Below are 21342 nucleotides of genomic sequence, written 5' to 3'. Positions count from 1 at the left end.
GCGCGACGCATCATCTGAACACCAGTGTGCTGGAGGGGATGAATAATAAAATCAAGGTCATAAAGCGTATGGCCTATGGATACCGGGATAACGACTACTTCTTCCTGAAGATAAAAGCAGCGTTCCCCGGTAAAGCGCGATGAACCTAAAAAAAGCCCCATCAGGGGCTTTTTTAGTTCATTTGCACGCCTTTGAGGCGAAACTCGATATTCATCACCAGCCCGGCGCCGGGTTTCCCCGGTTCATAGCGCCATTTGCGCATCGCGGCTTTTACATCGCGCTCGAACAGGTTGCTTGGCTGGGCGGACAGGATCTCCACGTTTTCAACGCGGCCATCAGGCATGACGTCAAACTTAACGCGAACATTACCTTCAATGCGAAGCTGTAGCGCGCGCTGCGGATACTGTGGCTGGTTGCGGCTCAGGGCGCGCGGGCCGGAAGGCGCCGCCGCTACCGGTGCGCTGGTCGCCGGAGCGGTGTTCGCCACCGGACGACTTTGCATCGTGGTGTTTTCCAGCGTCGAGACCGCACGCGGTTCTACCGGTTTCGCCTCGCGCTTCGGCTGTTCAACCTTTTTCTCCGGCTTCGGTTTCGGCTTAGGCTTGGGTTTCGGCTCCGGTTTATGGATAACCACTGGCGCTTCTTTCGGCGGGTCAGGCACCACATCCGGCTCTGGCTCAGGTTCTGCGACCGCCTGGGGCGGCGGCTGTACCGCCTGAGGAGGCTCCAGATCCGCAGGCGCCACCATACTGACCATGATCGGCTGCGCAGGGGCTGGCAATTCAATAACCTGATGTACCGAGGTGTAGAGTAAACCTGCCACGACAGCCCCATGAATGCCAACAGACAGCAGCGTCGGCCACGGAAAACGGCGAGGTAAATCAAAGGTCATTGAAGTCATAATCGTTTCAGTTGAAAAATGATGGGGCGATTTTAAATGCAAATAGCAATCATATTCAATAACACATCTTAACCTCGGTCAAATTTCCGTGGGAGATGGTGAAAAAAAGCGCAGCGGTGCCGCAGACGCAAAAACAAAAAGATCATAGCATTGCAGTCGTTATCGCTTTCACATACCGTATTTTGACAATTTACCGATAAGGAACTGCGCCTGTGCTCTATGTGATTTATGCTGAAGATGTCGCCGACTCGCTGGAAAAACGTCTGTCGGTTCGCCCTGCTCACCTCGCGCGTTTGCAATTACTGCACGATGAAGGCCGTCTGTTGACGGCAGGTCCGCTGCCTGCGGTCGACAGCAACGATCCTGGCGTCGCCGGTTTTACCGGTTCTACGGTCATCGCCGAATTTGAATCGCTTGAAATGGCTCAGGCCTGGGCGGATGCCGACCCTTATGTCGCGGCGGGCGTCTACGCTAAAGTGGCTGTAAAACCCTACAAGAAAGTCTTTTAAGCTGGCGCTAAAAAACAATGGGCACCGCCAGCGGTGCCCTTTTTAATACTCAGAAATCATAAATGGCGACCAGCAATGCATTGCGCTGCCGTTTCACCAGACACTTTCTGATCGCGTGGATGCGGATATTGCGCCGGGACTGCGCTTCCAGCCAGCGCGCTTTGCGACGGCTTGCCTGTCTCAGCATGCGCCAGCGCCCCACTTCGGTTCGACTACGCTTCATTTCGACATCTCTAAAATGAAAGAGCCGCTATTATAAACCCTTGCCAGCGGCTGACCAGCGCTTTTACCGCGTTTTTATTTGCCAGATAAATATGGACGCGTAAACTCATAACAACAGGCTTTCAAAAGGATTTTCTATGACAACCTTCTACACCGTGGTGAGTTGGCTGGTCATTGTGGGGTATTGGTTGTTAATTGCGGGTGTGACCTTACGCATCCTGATGAAACGACGCGCAGTACCTTCAGCGATGGCATGGTTACTGATCATTTATATTCTGCCTTTGGTCGGGATCATTGCGTACCTCTCCTTTGGTGAGCTGCACCTCGGGAAACGTCGTGCCGAGCGCGCCCGCGCGATGTGGCCTTCAACCGCAAAGTGGCTGGCGGACTTAAAAACCTGCAAGCATATTTTTGCCGAAGAAAACAGTCAGGTCGCCGCCTCGCTGTTTAAACTGTGCGAAAGACGTCAGGGCATTGCAGGCGTGAAAGGCAATCAGCTGCAGTTGCTGACCGATTCCGACGACGTGATGCAGGCGCTGATTCGTGACATCCAGCTCGCCCGGCACAATATTGAGATGGTGTTCTATATCTGGCAACCCGGCGGAATGGCCGACCAGGTAGCGGAATCGCTGATGGCAGCCGCCCGGCGCGGCGTGCACTGTCGGCTGATGCTTGACTCTGCGGGCAGCGTCGCCTTCTTCCGTAGCCCATGGGCAGCCATGATGCGTAACGCCGGGATCGACGTCGTTGAAGCGCTGAAGGTTAACCTGATGCGTGTCTTCCTGCGCCGTATGGATCTGCGCCAGCACCGCAAGATGGCGATGATCGACAACTATATTGCCTATACCGGCAGTATGAACATGGTTGATCCGCGCTTCTTTAAGCAGGACGCCGGCGTTGGCCAGTGGGTTGACCTGATGGCGCGAATGGAAGGGCCGATCGCGACCTCCATGGGCATTGTCTACTCCTGCGACTGGGAAATTGAAACCGGTAAACGCATTTTACCGCCGCCGCCGGATCTCAACATTATGCCCTTTGAAGAGGCCAGCGGTCACACTATCCACACCATTGCCTCCGGACCGGGCTTCCCGGAAGAACTTATCCACCAGGCGCTGCTCACCGCTGTCTACTCGGCGCGCGAGTATCTGATCATGACCACCCCCTACTTCGTGCCGAGCGATGACCTGCTGCATGCCATTTGTACTGCCGCCCAACGCGGCGTCGATGTCAGCATCATCCTACCGCTCAAAAATGATTCAATGCTGGTCGGCTGGGCGAGCCGCGCCTTTTTCACCGAACTGCTGGCGGCCGGGGTTAAAATCTATCAGTTTGAAGGCGGGTTGCTGCATACCAAGAGCGTGCTGGTCGACGGCGAGCTGAGCCTTGTCGGTACTGTGAATCTGGATATGCGCAGCCTGTGGCTGAATTTTGAAATTACGCTGGCCATCGATGACGCCGGGTTTGGCGGCGACCTGGCGGCGGTGCAGGACGACTATATCTCCCGCTCTCGTCTGCTGGATACCCGTTTATGGGTAAAACGCCCGGTCTGGCAACGCGTTGCTGAGCGACTGTTTTACTTCTTCAGTCCGTTGCTGTAAAACGTGACCCATCAGATGTTAAAACAGGTAGTCATCATGGATATGGATTTAAACAATCGCCTGACCGAAGACGAAACGCTCGAGCAGGCTTACGATATCTTTCTCGAGCTGGCGGCCGATAACCTCGACCCTGCCGATATTATTCTGTTTAATCTGCAGTTCGAAGAGCGCGGCGGCGCCGAGCTTTTCGACCCGGCGGAAGACTGGCAGGAGCACGTTGATTTCGATTTGAACCCCGACTTTTTCGCCGAGGTTGTCATTGGCCTTGCGGATACCGACGGCGGCGAAATTAACGATATCTTTGCCCGCGTGCTGTTGTGCCGGGAAAAAGATCACAAGCTCTGCCACATTCTGTGGCGTGAATAAGAAAAAGGCTGCGCATGCAGCCTTTTTTATGATTTATTCCGCAAGCTTACCGCCGCAGACTTTACAGTAGCAGGCGTCGGATTCATGCCCGGTATGGTGGCAGTGCGGACATACCCGTGACTGCCGCCGGTGATTGAGCTCCGCGCTCATGTGCGAGGTAATCAATCCTGTCGGGATCGCAATGAGCGAATAACCCATCAGGATAAGAACCGATGCTATGGTTCTTCCGGCCGCCGTATGCGGCGTAATGTCGCCATATCCCACCGTTGAAACCGTCACTATCGCCCAGTAGACCGCGGCGTTAAGTGTTGTAAAGCCGTACTGCGGCCCTTCAATACCGTACATTAGTGCGCCAAAGATGATCATCATGATGGCGATAAAAGCGTAGAAAATAATCAGCTGTTGCCGCGCGCTGAGAATGGCTTTCCAGAAAATCATCAGCGACGGCATAAAACGCAACACTTTGAGGATTCGCAGTACGCGAATTGCCCGCATGGCCCGCCAGGCAAAAAAGTAATTAATGCCAATTTCCGGCCACAAACAGATAACGTACAGCGGCAGGATAGTCGCTAAATCAATTATTCCCCAGAAACTGAACACGTAATTTGCCGGTCTCGGCCAGCAAAGGACTCTCAGAAAATATTCAAGGGTGAAGACCAGCGTGACGAAAATTTCCAGCCAGACGAAAGCATGCCATTCCTCAAACGTCAGGTGATACTGGGTGCCAATCCCGGACTCGATAAAAATCAGCACCACGCTAAATAACGCAAACAGTGCGAAGAAGGCCTCGACGCGGCGACCCGAGCGGGTACGGCTATCGAAGAGCAGCCGGTACAACCGTTGGCGAACGGACATCATAGTGGCAGGCACAATAACCTCATGAAAAAAGGGCTGACCCTCGTCAGCCCGTGAGATTATAGCGGGTCAACCTTCAGACAGGAAACAGCATGACGGAAACTGCCCTCCAGAACCGGACGCGTTTTGGCGCACTCCGGCCCGGCGATGGGGCAGCGCGTACGGAATACGCAACCTGACGGCGGATTGATAGGCGACGGCAGCTCCCCTTCCAGCAACTGGATGGTTTTGTTCTTCTCCAGATCCGGGTCCGGGATCGGTACCGCCGACATCAGCGCTCTGGTGTAAGGATGAAGCGGATTGTGGTAAACCTCGTCGTAGGTCCCAAGCTCCACCGCGTGACCCAAATACATCACCAGCACGCGATCGGAAATATGCTTCACCACCGCCAGATCGTGAGCGATGAAGATAAGCGACAGCCCCATCTCACGCTGCAGTTGCTGCAACAGATTGACCACCTGCGCCTGAATAGACACATCCAGTGCGGATACCGGTTCATCGCAGATAATCAGCTTTGGTTCGAGGATCAGCGCGCGCGCAATACCAATACGTTGGCACTGACCGCCGGAGAACTCGTGCGGGTAGCGGTTGATAAGGTTCGGCAGCAGACCGACTTTCATCATCATCGCCTTGACGCGGTCGCGGACTTCCTGGCGCGTCATCGACGGATGATAGGTACGCAACGGTTCGGCGATGATTTCGCCGATGGTCATACGCGGGTTAAGCGAGGCCAGCGGATCCTGGAAAATCATCTGAATGTCGCTGCGAACTTCACGCCATTCGGCAGGCTTAAGGCCCATCAGATCTTTGCCAAGCCACGCGACTTTACCCTCGGTCGCTTTTACCAGACCAATTATCGCACGGGCAAACGTTGACTTGCCGCAGCCGGACTCACCCACCACGCCCAGCGTTTCCCCCTCATACAGGCGCAGCGTTACGCCATCCACCGCTTTCAGGGTTTTCGACGGCTGCCAGAACCACTGCTTGCCATCTTTGATGTCAAAGTGAACTTTGAGGTCGGCGATTTCCAACAATACTTTTCGTTGTTCAGTCACGGCGTTCATAGCAGATCCCCCACCGGTTTAAAGCAGGCGCGTAAACGGCCAGGCGCAAACTCCTCCAGAGGCGGAGTATTATTACAAATTTCAGTCGCATGTGGACAACGCGGCTGGAACGGACAGCCTTTCGGCAGCCGCAGCAGGTTCGGCGGGTTGCCCGGGATAGTCAGCAGCGCCTCGCCTTCGGCATCCAGACGCGGCACCGCGTTGAGCAGCCCGATAGAATACGGGTGCGCCGGATGGTAGAACACGTCGCGCGCCTGACCATATTCCATGGTACGTCCGGCATACATCACCAGGACTTTATCGCAGATACCGGCGACCACACCCAGGTCATGGGTGATCATAATAATAGCGGTGTTGAATTCACGCTTAAGCTCGTTCAGCAGCGTCATGATTTGCGCCTGAACGGTAACGTCCAGCGCCGTGGTCGGCTCATCGGCAATCAGTAACTTCGGCCGACACAGCAGCGCCATGGCGATCATCACACGCTGACGCATCCCACCGGAGAACTCGTGCGGGAACATGCGCATACGCTTACGCGCTTCCGGCATTTTGACCGCATCAAGCATTTTCACCGACTCTTCAAACGCTTCGGCTTTCCCCATGCCTTTATGCAGCATCAGCACTTCCATCAACTGCTCACCCACCCGCATGTACGGGTTCAGGGAGGTCATTGGGTCCTGGAAAATCATCGAGATCTGTTCGGCGCGCAGCTTATTCAGCTCATGCTCGGGCAAATTAAGGATCTGGCGACCATTAAAGGTTGCCGAGCCGCCGATGACGCCGTTCGACGCCAGCAGTCCCATCAGCGCAAACGCAGTCTGGGATTTACCAGATCCGGACTCTCCGACGATCCCCAGCGTTTCGCCCGCATTGAGGCTGAAATTGAGGTCGTTTACCGCGGTGACATCGCCATCGGGGGTTTTAAAGGTCACGCGCAGGTCTTTAACATCCAGCAGCAGACCGGACTTTTGTTGAGCCGGCGCGTTCACCCTGTCAATCGTACTCATGGCTGTACTCCTTAGCGGTCTTTCGGGTCGAGGGCATCACGCAGGCCATCGCCGATAAAGTTGAAACAGAACAGGGTTACCACCAGGAAACCAGCCGGGAACAGCAGCAGCCACGGAGACACTTCCATGGAATTGGCACCATCGCTCAGCAAGGCGCCCCAGCTACTGAGCGGCTCCTGGGTACCCAGACCGAGGAAGCTCAGGAACGATTCAAACAGGATCATACTCGGCACCAGCAGCGAAGCGTACACCACCACCACGCCAAGCACGTTCGGTACAATGTGGCGAACCACAATGCTGCCCGTCGACACGCCACCGACCTGGGCTGCTTCAATAAACTCTTTACGCTTAAGGCTCAGCGTCTGGCCACGAACGATACGCGCCATATCCAGCCAGGAGACCATCCCGATTGCAACGAAAATCAGCAGGATGTTCTGACCAAAGAAGGTGACCAAAAGAATAACGAAGAACATGAACGGAAAGGAGTTAAGGATCTCAAGAAGACGCATCATCACAGAGTCAACTTTGCCGCCCAGATAACCGGACAGCGATCCGTACAGCGTGCCGAGAACCACCGCCACCAGCGCAGCCGCAATACCCACCATCAGCGAGATACGACCACCGATAGCGACACGCACCAGCAGGTCACGACCGGAGGAGTCGGTACCGAAGTAGTGGCTGGAAGCCATATCCGGCGCACTCGACATCATGCCCCAGTCGGTATCGTAGTAGCTGAACTGCGACAGCATCGGCGCGAAGGTCACGAACAGCGCAATCACCACCAGCACACAGAGGCTGGCAACCGCTGCGCGGTTATGCATAAAGCGACGGCGGGCATCCTGCCAGAGACTGCGACCTTCAACTTCCAGTTTCTCACTGAAGTGTTCCAGCGCCTCGCTGTTTTTCTTACTCAACATCATGGCGAACTCCAGTATCAGTAACGGATTTTCGGATCGATAACGGCGTACAGCACGTCAACAATCGCGTTGAACAGAATAGTCAGCGCACCGACCAGAATGGTCAGGCTCAGCACCAGGGAATAATCGCGGTTAAGCGCGCCATTAACGAACAGTTGCCCGATACCTGGCAGGCCATAAATGGTTTCGATAACCATTGAGCCGGTAATAATCCCCACGAACGCCGGTCCCATATAAGAGAGTACCGGCAGCAGCGCAGGTTTCAGCGCGTGGCGGAAAATAATGCGCCGCATCGGCAGACCTTTTGCCCGCGCGGTACGGATAAAGTTGGAGTGCAGCACTTCAATCATGGAACCGCGGGTGATACGCGCAATGCTGGCGATATAAGCCAGAGAGAGTGCCACCATCGGCAGGATCATAAATTTCAGCGCCCCACCGTTCCAGCCACCGCCAGGTAACCAGTGCAGCGTAATGGCGAAGATCATCACCAGCAATGGTGCGACCACGAAGCTCGGGATAACCACTCCGGTCATCGCGACTCCCATCACCATATAATCCCATTTGGTGTTTTGCTTCAGCGCGGCTATGACGCCAGCGCTAACCCCCAACACCACGGCCAGGAAGAAGGCGGCAAAACCTAATTTCGCCGAGACCGGGAAGCTTGCAGCCACCAGATCGTTAACCGAGTAGTCTTTATATTTAAAAGAAGGCCCAAAATCGCCGTTCGCCAGTTGCTTCAGATAATTGAAGTACTGGACGCTCATCGGGTCGTTCAGGTGATATTTTGCTTCAATGTTCGCCATAACCTCTGGCGGTAGCGTACGTTCGCCCGTGAAAGGACTCCCCGGAGCGAGGCGCATCATAAAGAAGGAAATCGTAATAAGAATGAACAGCGTCGGAATAGCTTCCAGACAGCGACGTAATATAAATTTCAACATTGCCTGTACCTTCTGGCGTGTGCCTTTACCCGCGGTCTTTCGCTATAACAAAAGACCGCGTGTGATAGTGCGATGAAATAAGACACAGTGGGGCCGCCGTCGGCCGCCCCACGTATTGCCATCAGTGCTTAATAATGTACAGATCTTTGGTATAGATGTTGTCCATCGGATCTTTACCGGTATAACCACCAACCCAGGGTTTCACCAGGCGGGCGTTTACATAGTAATAAACCGGAACGATGGCGGAATCTTTACCTAACTGCTGCTCAGCTTTGTCGTACAGCGCGGTGCGTTGCGCTTCGTCAGTCACCTGCAGCGTCTGCTTCATAATTTCATCGAACGCCGGGCTCTTGTAATGTGCGGTGTTCATTGAGCTGTCAGACAGCATAGTGTTCAGGAAGGAAGTCGGTTCGTTATAGTCCGCGCACCAGCCAGCACGCGCCACGTCGTAGGTCCCCTGATGACGGGTATCGAGGAAGGTCTTCCACTCCTGGTTGACCAGCTTCACGTCAACGCCGAGATTTTTCTTCCAGATTGAGGCCGCGGCGATTGCCAGTTTTTTATGCAGATCGGAGGTGTTATACAGCAGGTTGAAGGTCAGCGGTTTGTCCGCGGTATAGCCCGCTTCGGCCAGCAGTTTCTTCGCTTCTTCATTGCGTTTTTCCTGCGACCAGGTGAACCATTCCGGTTTGGTCAGCTTCGCGCCATCGGTGTACGGCGGCGTGTAGCCAAACGCTGGCAGGTCGCCCTGAGCTTTTACTTTGTTCACGATGATGTCGCGATCCAGGCCGAGTTTCAGCGCAGTACGGACACGGGCGTCGGTAAACGGTGCTTTCTGGTTGTTGATTTCATAGTAGTAGGTGCACAGATACGGATCGACGTGAACTTCAGTGGGAATTTCTTTCTTCAGCTTCTGGAACAGTTCGATCGGCAGATTGTTATAGGTCATGTCGATTTCGCCGCTGCGGTAGCGGTTGACGTCTGTCACTTCAGAAGAGATTGGCAGATAGGTAATCTGGTCGATAACGGTTTTTTTGTTATCCCAGTAATTCGGGTTGCGCTCCATCACGATGCGCTCGTTGACTACCCAGTCTTTCAGCTTATAAGCGCCGTTGGTCACGATATTGGCAGGCTGGGTCCATTTTTCACCGAATTTCTCGATAGCCGGTTTATAAACCGGGGACATTGCCGGGTTAACCAGCAGCTTGTAGAAATAAGGAACTGGCTCGCTCAGAGTCACTTCCAGCGTATGATCGTCAATCGCTTTTACGCCAAGATCGGTTGCTGGTTTTTTACCTTCGATGATTTCATCGACGTTCAGGATATGGCCGTACTGCGGATAGCTTGCATACGGGGATGCGGTTTTCGGATCCACCAGACGCTGCCAGCTATAGACGAAATCTTGCGCGGTGACGGGCTCACCGTTGGACCATTTCGCATCTTTGCGCAGATGGAAAGTCCAGACTTTAAAATCTTTGTTATCCCAGCTTTCAGCCACGCCTGGAATCGGGTGGCCGTCTTTGGTCGAGGTAATCAATAAGCCTTCAAAAAGATCGCGGCTTACGTTCGCTTCCGGTACGCCTTCGATTTTATTCGGGTCTAACGACTGCGGTTCCGCGCCGTTATTACGAATCATCGTCTGCTTATCCGCCAGATTAACACCGGCAGGCACATCAGCAGCCATTGCGTTTCCTGCGATAAGTGCAGCCAGAACGCCAGCTGCGATAAGGCTTTTTTTTGTGATGATGGACATTGTGTTGGTACCCCGCTCATTATTATTACTGGTTATTTGACCAGCCTGTTTAATCCCCTAAGGGTTCCTGAACAGCGCAGGAGCTAATGCGGCTGTCAGGTCTTGTACTACCGCTATCACCGACTTCTTTATTACGGCTGCTCTTTGTTTGGCACCCTTGCGTCGATTCTTTCATTCATCCCCCCTGTCGGGACGAACTTTATTCTTTTCATGCCGGGAGATTCATTTGAAAACTATTCTCATCTCCGGTCTTCTGTAGTGAAATGTCTGGCCGGAAAGTATCAAATGACTTTCTTTGCCGCCAATACATTTTGCAAATTTGTTAAGCAATTCTCTTTTGTCGTATGTTCTTCATATGAAAGCAAGTTTTAGCCACGCTTCAAATAACAAAATATCACTTTAAAATCAGAACGATAGATAAAGAGTCTTGGCTATGTTCACGGCCACTGCGGTGACGCGTGTTTTTTGCACAAAAAATTAACAATTGGTTATTATTTAGCACATTCCACTGCGCGAGTAGTGAATTTACTAATATCATTTCAATTATCGCTCGGCAAGCGTAAGAGTATCACGTGAATAAAATAACACGGTGGAGGCAATAATCGTTGAGCGGAAACCAGAGTAACAGGATGATATTTATAGTGTTTTACGGCCACAACATTATATGATGCTTTAGCCGTCGTTAAACTTTATTGATATGATTTGCTAATAATGGCGCATTCCAGCGAGATGATATCCCGCTGGAATTGCCGTTTAACCGACAAGGCCTGGAAAAATCGCTTTAATCCCGGTGACGATGAACTCAATCCCCAACGCCATCAGCAGCAGACCCATGATACGGGTAATGACGTTGATCCCCGTCTGTCCGAGCAGGCGTACCAGCCATGGCGCAATACGAAACAATCCCCAACAACAGGCGGCGAAAATGGCGATCGCCACGGAGAAACCGATTAAATGCGCAATGCTGTGGTAACGGGTTCCCCAGACGATGGTCGAACTGATCGCGCCCGGCCCAGCCATAAGCGGCAGCGCCAGCGGGACAACACCAACGCTTTCACGAATCGACGTTTCTGACTTCTCCTGCTTGTTCTGCTTATCCTCCCCCAACTTGCCGCTTATCATCGACATCGCAATCGTCACCACCAGGATGCCGCCCGCAATGCGGAATGAATCAATAGAGATGCCGAAGAGCTGAAGAATACCGTCTCCGAGAAACAGCGACGTCCAGAGAATAATGGCAACGGACAGGTTTGCGGTCAGGTTGGTTTTATTACGAGCAACCGCTGACTGGTAGCTGGTCATGCTAATGAAGACCGGGATGATACCTACCGGGTTCACCAGTGCAAACAACCCAATGAAAAATTTAACATAAGTGGGAAAATCAAACAAAGTTTGAATCACGGTTAGCCCCGCAAACTCATCAAAAGTAGTCGTTGACGAAAAGTAAGAATGAAATCCGCGCTGAAGATACGCTTTTTATCCGTATTCTTCACGCTAAATCTGCTAAAAACGCTGTCATTACACACTGTTATGAATTTGTATGAATTATGCTAATGTACCACCCAAACCTGAGCACGATCTTTTAACACTTGATACAAATCGCTAAAACGGGCCTGCTGAAAGGTGTCAGCTTGGGATAATCTTGATTTAGATCACGTAATTCGTACTCAGAAGTGAGTAATCTTGATTTCACCATCAGAGGGTAACCTGGTGTCTCCCAGGAGTAATGGGAAGGCTCGTTTAGTAAGTCAGTGAATCGAAGGTCGTGAGTGACCTGTTATTTTCAAGGCTCTTACGCAAGCTGCATACGGTCTGTCTATACTGACGTATCGCGCAGTTGATTTACTAAAAAAGTTTAACATTACCAGGAGAGCATTATGGCTGTTACTAATGTCGCTGAACTTAACGCACTCGTCGAGCGCGTGAAAAAAGCCCAGCGTGAATATGCCAATTTCACCCAAGAACAGGTTGATAAAATCTTCCGCGCGGCCGCTCTGGCTGCTGCAGATGCTCGAATCCCTCTCGCCAAAATGGCCGTTGCCGAATCCGGCATGGGTATCATTGAAGATAAAGTGATTAAAAACCACTTCGCTTCTGAGTATATCTATAACGCCTATAAAGATGAGAAAACCTGCGGCGTGCTGTCTGAAGACGACACCTTCGGCACCATCACCATTGCAGAACCTATCGGCATCATCTGCGGTATCGTCCCGACGACTAACCCAACTTCCACGGCTATCTTCAAATCGCTGATCAGCCTGAAAACTCGCAACGCCATTATCTTCTCCCCGCACCCACGTGCTAAAGATGCGACCAACAAAGCCGCAGATATCGTTCTGCAGGCAGCCATCGCTGCGGGTGCGCCGAAAGACCTGATCGGCTGGATCGATCAACCCTCCGTTGAACTGTCCAACGCGCTGATGCATCACCCTGACATCAACCTGATTCTGGCCACTGGCGGCCCAGGTATGGTGAAAGCGGCATACAGCTCCGGTAAACCGGCAATCGGCGTAGGCGCAGGTAACACACCGGTTGTTATCGACGAAACCGCTGATATCAAACGTGCTGTCGCGTCTGTACTGATGTCCAAAACCTTCGATAACGGCGTAATTTGTGCTTCCGAGCAGTCCGTTGTGGTTGTTGACTCCGTTTACGACGCCGTACGCGAACGTTTCGCCAGCCACGGCGGCTACATGCTGCAGGGCAAAGAGCTGAAAGCCGTTCAGGACATCATCCTGAAGAATGGCGCACTGAACGCGGCCATCGTCGGTCAGCCGGCATACAAAATTGCAGAACTCGCAGGCTTTAGCGTTCCAGAAACCACCAAGATTCTGATTGGTGAAGTGAAGGTTGTTGACGACAGCGAGCCGTTTGCTCACGAGAAACTGTCTCCGACTCTCGCCATGTATCGCGCGAAAGACTTCGAAGACGCGGTAGTCAAAGCAGAGAAACTGGTCGCCATGGGCGGTATCGGTCACACCTCTTGCTTGTACACCGACCAGGACAACCAGCAGGAACGCGTTAACTTCTTCGGTCAGAAGATGAAAACTGCACGTATCCTGATCAACACCCCGGCTTCTCAGGGTGGTATCGGTGACCTGTACAACTTCAAACTCGCACCTTCCCTGACTCTGGGTTGTGGTTCCTGGGGTGGTAACTCCATCTCTGAAAACGTTGGTCCGAAACACCTGATCAACAAGAAAACCGTTGCTAAGCGAGCTGAAAACATGTTGTGGCACAAACTTCCGAAATCTATCTACTTCCGTCGTGGCTCTCTGCCAATCGCGCTGGATGAAGTGATTACCGATGGTCACAAACGTGCGCTGATCGTAACTGACCGCTTCCTGTTCAACAACGGTTACGCCGACCAGATCACCTCTGTACTGAAAGCGGCTGGCGTTGAAACTGAAGTGTTCTTCGAAGTTGAAGCGGACCCAACGCTGACTATCGTTCGTAAAGGCGCCGAGCTCGCTAACTCCTTCAAACCGGACGTTATCATCGCACTGGGCGGTGGTTCCCCGATGGATGCGGCGAAAATCATGTGGGTGATGTATGAGCACCCGGAAACCCACTTCGAAGAACTGGCGCTGCGCTTTATGGACATCCGTAAGCGTATCTACAAGTTCCCGAAAATGGGAGTGAAAGCGAAAATGGTTGCTGTCACTACCACTTCCGGTACCGGTTCTGAAGTCACGCCGTTTGCAGTGGTTACCGATGATGCTACCGGTCAGAAATACCCGCTGGCTGACTACGCGCTGACCCCGGACATGGCTATCGTTGATGCCAACCTGGTGATGGATATGCCGAAGTCCCTGTGTGCCTTCGGTGGTCTGGATGCGGTAACGCACGCTCTGGAAGCTTACGTTTCTGTACTGGCTTCTGAGTTCTCTGACGGTCAGGCTCTGCAGGCGCTGAAACTGTTGAAAGAAAACCTGCCGGCGTCCTACCACGAAGGTTCTAAGAACCCGGTAGCACGTGAGCGTGTTCACAGTGCAGCCACTATCGCGGGTATTGCGTTTGCTAACGCCTTCCTGGGTGTATGTCACTCAATGGCGCACAAGCTGGGTTCTCAGTTCCACATTCCTCACGGTCTGGCGAACGCCCTGCTTATCAGCAACGTTATCCGTTACAACGCTAACGATAACCCGACCAAGCAGACTGCATTCAGCCAGTATGACCGTCCGCAGGCCCGTCGTCGCTATGCCGAAATCGCTGACCACCTGGGTCTGAGCGCTGCCGGTGACCGTACTGCGGCGAAAATTGAGAAACTGCTGGCATGGCTGGAAAGCGTTAAAGCTGAACTGGGTATTCCGAAGTCTATCCGCGAGGCAGGCGTTCAGGAAGCTGACTTCCTGGCACATGTCGACAAACTGTCTGAAGATGCGTTTGACGACCAGTGCACCGGCGCTAACCCGCGTTACCCGCTGATCTCCGAGCTGAAACAGATCCTGCTGGATACTTACTACGGCCGTGAGTTCAAAGAAGGCGAAGCGGTAGCGGCGAAGGTAGAAGCACCGGTTAAAGCTGACAAGAAAGCGAAGAAAAGCGCCTGATTGACAGCCTGATAACAGAACCCGCCTGATGGCGGGTTTTTTATTTCCGGCATTTAACCAGTATGCAACGGTATCAAGCCGTCGTCCCGCGCAGGCGCTGCTGAATAACCGATAGCGACCCGATGTCCAGCGCTTCTTTATAGTGTTTGCGGCAAACGGAGATATAACGCTCATTCCCGCCAATCACCACCTGCTCGCCTTCATTATAGGGACGCCCTTCCTGATCAAGCCGCAGCACCATACTGGCCTTGCGACCGCAGAAACAAATGGTCTTCAGTTCTACAAGCTTATCTGACCACGCCAGCAAATACTGGCTGCCGGTAAATAACTCGCCGCGAAAGTCCGTACGCAGGCCATAACACAGTACCGGGATATCTAAATCGTCCACCACCTCAGACAGCTCGTAAACCTGCTGACGGGTCAGGAACTGGCTTTCGTCCACCAGAACGCAGTGTATCGGCTCCTGAGCGTGTTCTGCGGCAATATCATCATGTAACACGGTCTGTTGGTTGTAGAGCTTTGCAGGAGACGATAGCCCGATACGCGAGCTTACTTTACCGGCGCCAAAGCGATCGTCGATTTCCGCGGTGTAAACCAGGGTCCGCATACCCCGTTCCTGGTAATTGTATGAAGACTGCAGAAGCGCCGTCGACTTCCCCGCATTCATTGCCGAGTAGTAGAAATATAGTTGTGCCATTGGCAACATCACCCCAATCAACGTGTTTTTAATGGCACGAATTGTACCCTATTTCCTTGTTGATATCAGCGTTCATGCTTTAGGCAGCGATAACCTTAGCGTTTGTAAATATAAAACTTATCTTATCTATAATAACAACCAGATACACAGGGATTACCCGTATGTGCTTTGCATAACAAATGCCCAGGTTGTCACATTTTACACTGCCAGGTCTTGTCGTACTTCGGCTGGGACTGTTCCCCCTCGCCAATGAATAGCAAACAATTTCCTGAACATTCCCTAATACAAAAGACTGATAGTTTATTGCCACCAGGATATATACCGTACCGAAAGAGTTCAAAAAAGGCATACTTTGTCCGGGTGATCCCCCGCCTGGAGCCTGCACAATAAGCGGGGATGATGTGAAGCAGCGCCAGAAATTTAACTTAACCTAATTAATAGGCACGATAAATAACATGTAATTTTGAATTCCTTACAATCATCCCTATTGCACATCTGAATTTATCGCTCTATTATTAGTTCAACAAACCACCCCCACAATATAAGTTTGAGATTACTACAATGAGCGAAGCACTTAAAATTCTGAACAACATCCGTACTCTTCGTGCGCAGGCAAGAGAATGTACCCTTGAAACGCTAGAAGAAATGCTGGAAAAATTAGAAGTTGTTGTTAATGAACGTCGTGAAGAAGAAAGCGCTGCGGCTGCTGAAGTCGAAGAACGTACCCGTAAACTGCAACAGTACCGTGAAATGCTGATCGCTGATGGTATTGATCCGAACGAACTGCTGAACAGCATGGCTGCCGCTAAATCCGGTACTAAAGCTAAGCGCGCAGCACGTCCGGCTAAATACAGCTACGTTGATGAAAACGGTGAAACTAAAACCTGGACTGGCCAGGGCCGTACCCCAGCTGTAATCAAAAAAGCGATGGATGAGCAGGGTAAATCTCTGGACGATTTCCTGATCTAATCGTTCCTCGCTCATACAAAATCCCGCCACGGCGGGATTTTTTTCATTTTGACACGCGACAAAGATCCCGGTGGTCAATTTCCAGGCAGCATGAACCACAGCGATAAAAAAACCGGGAAGCTATGCTTCCCGGTTCAGATTTAAACCTGCTTAATCGCCGCTGGATTACTTGCTTACACCCAGCGTCTCTTCCAGCCACGCTTTAAAATCAGCGCCCAGGGTATTGTGACGAATACCGTATTCAACGAATGCCTGCATATAGCCAAGCTTATTACCGCAGTCATGGCTCTTGCCCTTCATGTGGTACGCTTCAACCGTCTCTTTTTCGATCAGCATATCAATGGCGTCGGTCAGCTGAATTTCATCACCGGCTCCCGGAGGGGTTTTCGCCAGCAGAGGCCAAATTTCCGCGCTCAGCACATAGCGCCCCACGACGGCCAGATTTGACGGCGCAACGTCGGCTTTTGGTTTTTCCACCACGCCCACCATCGGCACGCTGTCACCCGGGTGCAGCGCTTCGCCCTTGCAGTCCACCACGCCGTACGCGGTAACGTCTTCGACGGGTTCTACCATGATCTGGCTGGCGCCGGTTTCATCGAAACGCTTGATCATTTCCGCCAGGTTATCGCGGGTCAGGTCGGATTCATATTCATCCAGAATAACATCCGGCAGGATAACGGCTACCGCGTCATCACCCACAACCGGGTGCGCGCACAGCACTGCATGTCCCAACCCTTTCGCCAATCCCTGACGCACCTGCATAATGGTGACGTGCGGTGGGCAAATAGACTGGACCTCTTCAAGCAGCTGGCGCTTTACACGTTTTTCCAGCATTGCTTCGAGTTCAAAGCTGGTATCAAAATGGTTTTCAATTGAATTTTTTGAAGAATGAGTAACAAGCACAATTTCAGTGATGCCTGCCGCGATACATTCATTAACAACATACTGAATTAATGGCTTATCAACCAGCGGCAGCATTTCCTTAGGAATAGCTTTAGTGGCGGGTAACATCCGGGTCCCTAATCCCGCAACCGGGATTACGGCCTTAGTGACTTTTGAATTTAATGCAGCCATTGAAATCTCCTGAACTGTTCAGAATTTGAACGTGCTCGTTAATTAATCACGCGCCGAGTATATCAGTCCCTCCCGGGAGGCTGGGTCTGAAAAGAGCGCGAGAACATTGAATTAGGATTTATACGCATTACTTGCGCTGATAGTACCACCACTGTCGAAAAGCAAGCAGCGCTATATCAACAGAGGCGCGCTAATTGCTCATTCCGCAGACAACATTAAACGTAATCGTCCGCCTGCCCCCCAAATCTGACACTGCCATGAATCACAGCGCTGGCTGATCTGGTTTAAATAAGCATTGCCTAATGTTCCCAGCGGAACGCCATTACTGATTTGAATTTGATGCGTTCCCGTGTTTAGCGTTCCATTGAGCCCGGCAGACACGAGGATCAGATTTTTAATTCCGCTATGGTAATAACCCACTAGCAGCGGAAATTGCCCAGGCAGATTCGCCTGGCGCAGTAATTGATTAACCTGTTTTAACAAACTGCCAAGTTCCGGCAGACGCTGCCCCTGATGCGCAAGCTGCTCTTGCAATAAACCATTAAAGAGCGCACGCAATAAGAGTGCCGCCAGAACACCGTTGTCCCCTGCCCGGGTAACGTCCAGACAATAAAAGGCCAGGTCGTGCTCCGAAAGCGGTGCAATATCGAGCACCAGTCCAGGTTTATCGGCGGTCATCAGTTGACGATAATTGATACGGCAGTGGGAAATAACCTGCTGTACCGGAGGTTGCAGTTCCTGTAACAGCTTCGCCGCAGCGAAGGGATCGCTCACCAGCGCATCCCAGTCTTCAAACAGGCGTTCTTCTTCTACCACCCGCGAGTTGAACATCGTCGGATACAGACAGGCGAAAACCGTTTCTCGCAGTTGGTCCAGATCCTTGACCGGTTTTAACAGCACGTCCTGGACGCCAAGACGCAGCGCTTTGGCGATATCCGCCATATTCTCGGTCGCGGAAATGATAAGGATAGGGAGTTGTTTACCTTCGTTACGCAGAAACTCGACCAGCTTAAGTCCGTTCATCCTCGGCATCGCGAGATCACAGATCATCAGGTCAGGTTTAAGTTTGGTCATTTTTTCCAGGGCATCCACGCCATCTTGTGCAAGGGTCGTATTCGCCCCCAGCGATGAAAGCCACGAATCCAGCAGAGCGCGGAAAACGGGTTCGTCCTCAACAATTAGAATCTGTTTTCCCGCCAATGGCTGCGTCATGATATCTCCCCTGGCTGACGATAACTCAATAGTGGCATGCTATTCGTGGTATCGCCTGTCAGAATTTTACTGAAATAATCGAAAAAAGTGCCCTACATCGCGGCACGAACCAAAGGTAAAAGCTCGTCCATCTTTTTTTCAACAGCTTGTTGCCCTGCCGTTATCGCGGCGGGTGCACGATGGAAATCGAGGGTAGAGATTTGCGGGCAAAACGGTTGCAGCAGAATATCCGGCGGGTCCCCGGCCATGCGGTTACGCTTCAATCTGTTTTCAAGCACCTGTATTGACGTCGTCATTATTTCCATCGCCGTCGGGGTCATCGCGGTTCGTCGAGACGTCATCCGTCCGAGTCTCGCACGAAAGCGCTCGGGCCACGACAGCCTATCCTCATTCTCTGCAGACACCATATCAGACTGAAGATTCACCGACAGAAGATCCTGCTGCATCAAATGCGCGTCATGCTGGAGGTCAACCGCAATGACAATATCGGCGCCAAGCGCCCGGGTCAACGAGACAGGAACGGGGTTAACAACAGCGCCATCCACCATCCAGTACCCGTTGTGCATAACGGGCGCCATCAAACCAGGCATACTGCAGGAGGCGCGGACAGCCAAGTGGAGATCGCCTTCCGTGAACCACAGTTCCCGGCCAGTGCTGATATTGGTCGACACCGCCGCAAAGCGTCGGCTGCAGGACTCAATCGTCTCAGCGGGAACGACCTGACGGTATTGGCGAAAAACGCGCTCACCACGAAGCAGACCTCCCCGTCGCCAGGAGAGATCCATCAGACGTAAGACGTCCCAGGAATTGAATGAGCAAACCCACTTTTCCAGCACCGGCAACCTGTCTGAGGCATACGCCGCGCCGACTAATGCGCCGATTGAACAACCCGCAACGATGTCAACGTCGATGCCCATCTTGCGCAGTGCTTTGATAACACCGATATGTGACCATCCGCGTGCTGCCCCGGCCCCCAGGGCCAAACCAATCTTAAGATTTCTCATTCCTGCCGGTGGACATCCCCCCTCTTGCGGACGTAGCAACATTGCCACAGCTCAGTTAACATAGTGCCGCCTGGCGCAACGGCGCCTTTCTATTGATACAGGAGGCGATTTTGTCTTCACTTTGCCCCTGTGGCAGTGCTCTGGAGTATAGCGTATGTTGCCAGCGATATCTTACTGGTACACAGCTAGCACCAGATCCGTCACACCTTATGCGTTCACGTTATACTGCTTTTGTGATGAAGGATGCAGATTACCTGCTGAGAACCTGGCACCCATCCTGTCACGCGCCGACCTTTCGTCAGGATATTGAGCACGGCTTTGCCAATACCGAATGGCTTGGTCTGACAATATTCGCGACGGATGCGGGCCGCACGCCCGATGAAGGCTTCGTGAGTTTTGTCGCCCGTTTTCGGGAGCATAACAAGAACGGCGCCATCATCGAGCGTTCAAGATTCTTACAAGAAAACGGACAATGGTATTATATTGATGGTACACGACCGTTGATTGGCCGAAATGACCCCTGCCCCTGCGGCTCGGGCAAAAAATTTAAAAAGTGCTGCGCGCAGTAGCGCCACGCACCCGAATACTGCAAACACCGCCAACAGGATTTCCCCTGAGATGCATTCATTACAACGAAAAGTGCTGCGAACTATCTGCCCCGATCAAAAAGGGCTTATCGCGCGTATTACCAACATTTGCTACAAACACGAACTCAACATTGTGCAGAACAACGAGTTTGTTGACCATCGCACCGGCCGCTTCTTTATGCGCACCGAGCTCGAAGGTATTTTTAATGACGTCACACTGCTTGCCGACCTCGACAGCGCGCTGCCGGAAGGCTCAGTGCGTGAGCTGGTTCCTTCTGGCCGCCGCCGCATCGTCATTCTGGTAACGAAAGAGGCTCACTGCCTCGGCGATTTGCTGATGAAAGCGAACTACGGCGGTCTCGACGTCGATATCGCCGCCGTTATCGGCAACCACGAAACGCTGCGCCCGCTGGTTGAGCGTTTTGAGATCCCGTTCCAGCTCGTCAGCCACGAGGGGCACACCCGTGAAGAGCATGACATGCTGATGGCCGACGCCATTGACGGCTGGGCGCCGGATTACGTGGTGCTGGCGAAGTATATGCGCGTACTGACCCCGGAATTTGTCTCCCGCTTCCCGAATAAAATCATCAATATTCACCACTCGTTCCTGCCAGCCTTTATCGGTGCGCGCCCGTACCACCAGGCCTATGAGCGCGGCGTCAAAATTGTCGGCGCAACCGCCCACTACGTTAATGACAATCTGGATGAAGGTCCTATCATCATGCAGGACGTCATTCACGTCGACCATACCTACACGGCAGAAGACATGATGCGCGCCGGTCGCGATGTGGAAAAAAATGTCCTCAGCCGCGCGCTTTATCAGGTGCTGGCCCAGCGGGTATTCGTCTACGGTAACCGTACGATTATCCTGTGATTTTGCTTCGTTATTGCGTTGCTTTTAAACGTTACGCGTAAAAAGTACGCAAACGATGCATTTTCCACAACGGAAGTCTTTACAGCGGCGCGTCATTTGATATGATGCGCCCCGCTTCCCGAAATGGATGCAGGCCAGTAAAATGTATTACCCCGTGGTGGGGTTCCCGAGCGGCCAAAGGGAGCAGACTGTAAATCTGCCGTCATCGACTTCGAAGGTTCGAATCCTTCCCCCACCACCAT

The 21342-nt window shown here is 52.4% G+C and carries 21 protein-coding genes and 1 tRNA gene; 9 read left to right on the top strand and 13 right to left on the bottom strand.

All coding sequences use genetic code 11. The features are described from left to right. Positions 1–143 (top strand): transposase (locus JO226_RS19605; protein WP_296406482.1); only part of this gene is annotated, 143 nt, incomplete at its 5' end. Between the two features lie 29 nt (positions 144–172). Here JO226_RS19605 and tonB read toward each other — a convergent pair. Then, positions 173–901 (bottom strand): TonB system transport protein TonB, encoded by a 729-nt coding sequence (gene tonB / locus JO226_RS19600; protein ID WP_296406519.1) that lies wholly within the window; start codon positions 899–901, stop codon positions 173–175. A 212-nt stretch (positions 902–1113) separates the two neighbouring features. Here tonB and JO226_RS19595 point away from each other — a divergent pair, with 212 nt between their 5' ends. Next, positions 1114–1410 carry a YciI family protein gene (locus JO226_RS19595; RefSeq protein WP_296406517.1) on the top strand — a complete coding sequence of 99 codons (297 nt, stop codon included), beginning with the start codon at positions 1114–1116 and terminating at the stop codon, positions 1408–1410. A gap of 49 nt (positions 1411–1459) precedes the next feature. Here the strand turns inward: JO226_RS19595 and JO226_RS19590 are convergent, their stop codons facing one another. Continuing rightward, a complete protein-coding gene (locus tag JO226_RS19590; protein WP_296406515.1) occupies positions 1460–1633 on the bottom strand; it encodes a YciY family protein in 174 nt (57 codons plus the stop codon). Positions 1634–1769: 136 nt separating this feature from the next. On the opposite strand from JO226_RS19590, the gene cls reads away from it, so the two are divergent. Continuing rightward, positions 1770–3230 (top strand): cardiolipin synthase, encoded by a 1461-nt coding sequence (cls, locus tag JO226_RS19585; RefSeq protein ID WP_296406513.1) that lies wholly within the window; start codon positions 1770–1772, stop codon positions 3228–3230. Positions 3231–3266: 36 nt separating this feature from the next. Then, a complete protein-coding gene (locus JO226_RS19580) occupies positions 3267–3596 on the top strand; it encodes an HI1450 family dsDNA-mimic protein (RefSeq protein WP_013366073.1) in 330 nt (109 codons plus the stop codon). Between the two features lie 33 nt (positions 3597–3629). Here the strand turns inward: JO226_RS19580 and JO226_RS19575 are convergent, their stop codons facing one another. The 7 genes from JO226_RS19575 to JO226_RS19545 form a co-directional block, all read right to left on the bottom strand. Next, the gene (locus tag JO226_RS19575) at positions 3630–4454 is read right to left on the bottom strand and encodes an ion transporter (RefSeq protein WP_296406521.1); all 825 of its coding nucleotides are present in this window, start codon (positions 4452–4454) and stop codon (positions 3630–3632) included. 56 nt (positions 4455–4510) lie between these two features. Further along, positions 4511–5515, bottom strand: coding sequence for a murein tripeptide/oligopeptide ABC transporter ATP-binding protein OppF (oppF, locus tag JO226_RS19570; RefSeq protein ID WP_296406510.1), 1005 nt, complete (start codon positions 5513–5515; stop codon positions 4511–4513). Further along, a complete protein-coding gene (locus tag JO226_RS19565; protein WP_296406508.1) occupies positions 5512–6522 on the bottom strand; it encodes an ABC transporter ATP-binding protein in 1011 nt (336 codons plus the stop codon). Before JO226_RS19565 ends, oppF begins: the two co-directional genes overlap by 4 nt. A gap of 11 nt (positions 6523–6533) precedes the next feature. Beyond that, entirely contained in the window at positions 6534–7442 is a 909-nt protein-coding gene (gene oppC, locus JO226_RS19560) for an oligopeptide ABC transporter permease OppC (protein WP_296406505.1), read from the bottom strand. A 14-nt stretch (positions 7443–7456) separates the two neighbouring features. Next, the gene (oppB, locus tag JO226_RS19555; protein WP_296406504.1) at positions 7457–8377 is read right to left on the bottom strand and encodes an oligopeptide ABC transporter permease OppB; all 921 of its coding nucleotides are present in this window, start codon (positions 8375–8377) and stop codon (positions 7457–7459) included. A gap of 121 nt (positions 8378–8498) precedes the next feature. Then, entirely contained in the window at positions 8499–10130 is a 1632-nt protein-coding gene (gene oppA, locus JO226_RS19550; protein ID WP_296406501.1) for an oligopeptide ABC transporter substrate-binding protein OppA, read from the bottom strand. A 753-nt stretch (positions 10131–10883) separates the two neighbouring features. Continuing rightward, entirely contained in the window at positions 10884–11531 is a 648-nt protein-coding gene (locus JO226_RS19545) for a YchE family NAAT transporter (protein ID WP_296406499.1), read from the bottom strand. A 476-nt stretch (positions 11532–12007) separates the two neighbouring features. Here JO226_RS19545 and adhE point away from each other — a divergent pair, with 476 nt between their 5' ends. Continuing rightward, on the top strand, positions 12008–14683 hold the full coding sequence (gene adhE / locus JO226_RS19540) for a bifunctional acetaldehyde-CoA/alcohol dehydrogenase (protein ID WP_296406497.1): 2676 nt from the start codon (positions 12008–12010) through the stop codon (positions 14681–14683). Between the two features lie 73 nt (positions 14684–14756). On the opposite strand, the gene tdk is transcribed toward adhE, so the two are convergent. Further along, entirely contained in the window at positions 14757–15380 is a 624-nt protein-coding gene (gene tdk, locus JO226_RS19535; RefSeq protein ID WP_296406495.1) for a thymidine kinase, read from the bottom strand. Between the two features lie 561 nt (positions 15381–15941). Between tdk and hns the strand changes: the two genes are divergently transcribed. Continuing rightward, positions 15942–16349, top strand: a complete 408-nt coding sequence (hns, locus tag JO226_RS19530; protein WP_296406493.1) for a histone-like nucleoid-structuring protein H-NS — start codon at positions 15942–15944, stop codon at positions 16347–16349. Positions 16350–16514: 165 nt separating this feature from the next. On the opposite strand, the gene galU is transcribed toward hns, so the two are convergent. The 3 genes from galU to rssA all read right to left on the bottom strand — a co-directional run bounded on the left by galU (position 16515) and on the right by rssA (position 19639). Beyond that, positions 16515–17423, bottom strand: coding sequence for a UTP--glucose-1-phosphate uridylyltransferase GalU (gene galU / locus JO226_RS19525; protein ID WP_296406491.1), 909 nt, complete (start codon positions 17421–17423; stop codon positions 16515–16517). 198 nt (positions 17424–17621) lie between these two features. Continuing rightward, the gene (rssB, locus tag JO226_RS19520) at positions 17622–18635 is read right to left on the bottom strand and encodes a two-component system response regulator RssB (protein WP_296406489.1); all 1014 of its coding nucleotides are present in this window, start codon (positions 18633–18635) and stop codon (positions 17622–17624) included. Positions 18636–18727: 92 nt separating this feature from the next. After that, positions 18728–19639, bottom strand: a complete 912-nt coding sequence (gene rssA / locus JO226_RS19515; protein ID WP_296406487.1) for a patatin-like phospholipase RssA — start codon at positions 19637–19639, stop codon at positions 18728–18730. A 110-nt stretch (positions 19640–19749) separates the two neighbouring features. On the opposite strand from rssA, the gene JO226_RS19510 reads away from it, so the two are divergent. From JO226_RS19510 to JO226_RS19500, 3 genes are all read left to right on the top strand, one after another. Beyond that, the gene (locus JO226_RS19510) at positions 19750–20208 is read left to right on the top strand and encodes a YchJ family protein (protein ID WP_296406485.1); all 459 of its coding nucleotides are present in this window, start codon (positions 19750–19752) and stop codon (positions 20206–20208) included. Between the two features lie 49 nt (positions 20209–20257). Further along, positions 20258–21100 (top strand): formyltetrahydrofolate deformylase, encoded by an 843-nt coding sequence (purU, locus tag JO226_RS19505; RefSeq protein WP_296406483.1) that lies wholly within the window; start codon positions 20258–20260, stop codon positions 21098–21100. A gap of 156 nt (positions 21101–21256) precedes the next feature. Further along, positions 21257–21341 (top strand) — tRNA-Tyr (locus JO226_RS19500). Position 21342 lies beyond the last annotated feature (1 nt).

This window comes from Pluralibacter sp., from assembly GCF_019237635.1.
Lineage (GTDB): Bacteria > Pseudomonadota > Gammaproteobacteria > Enterobacterales > Enterobacteriaceae > Enterobacter_B.
This window is presented reverse-complemented; position numbering and strand designations above follow the sequence as displayed.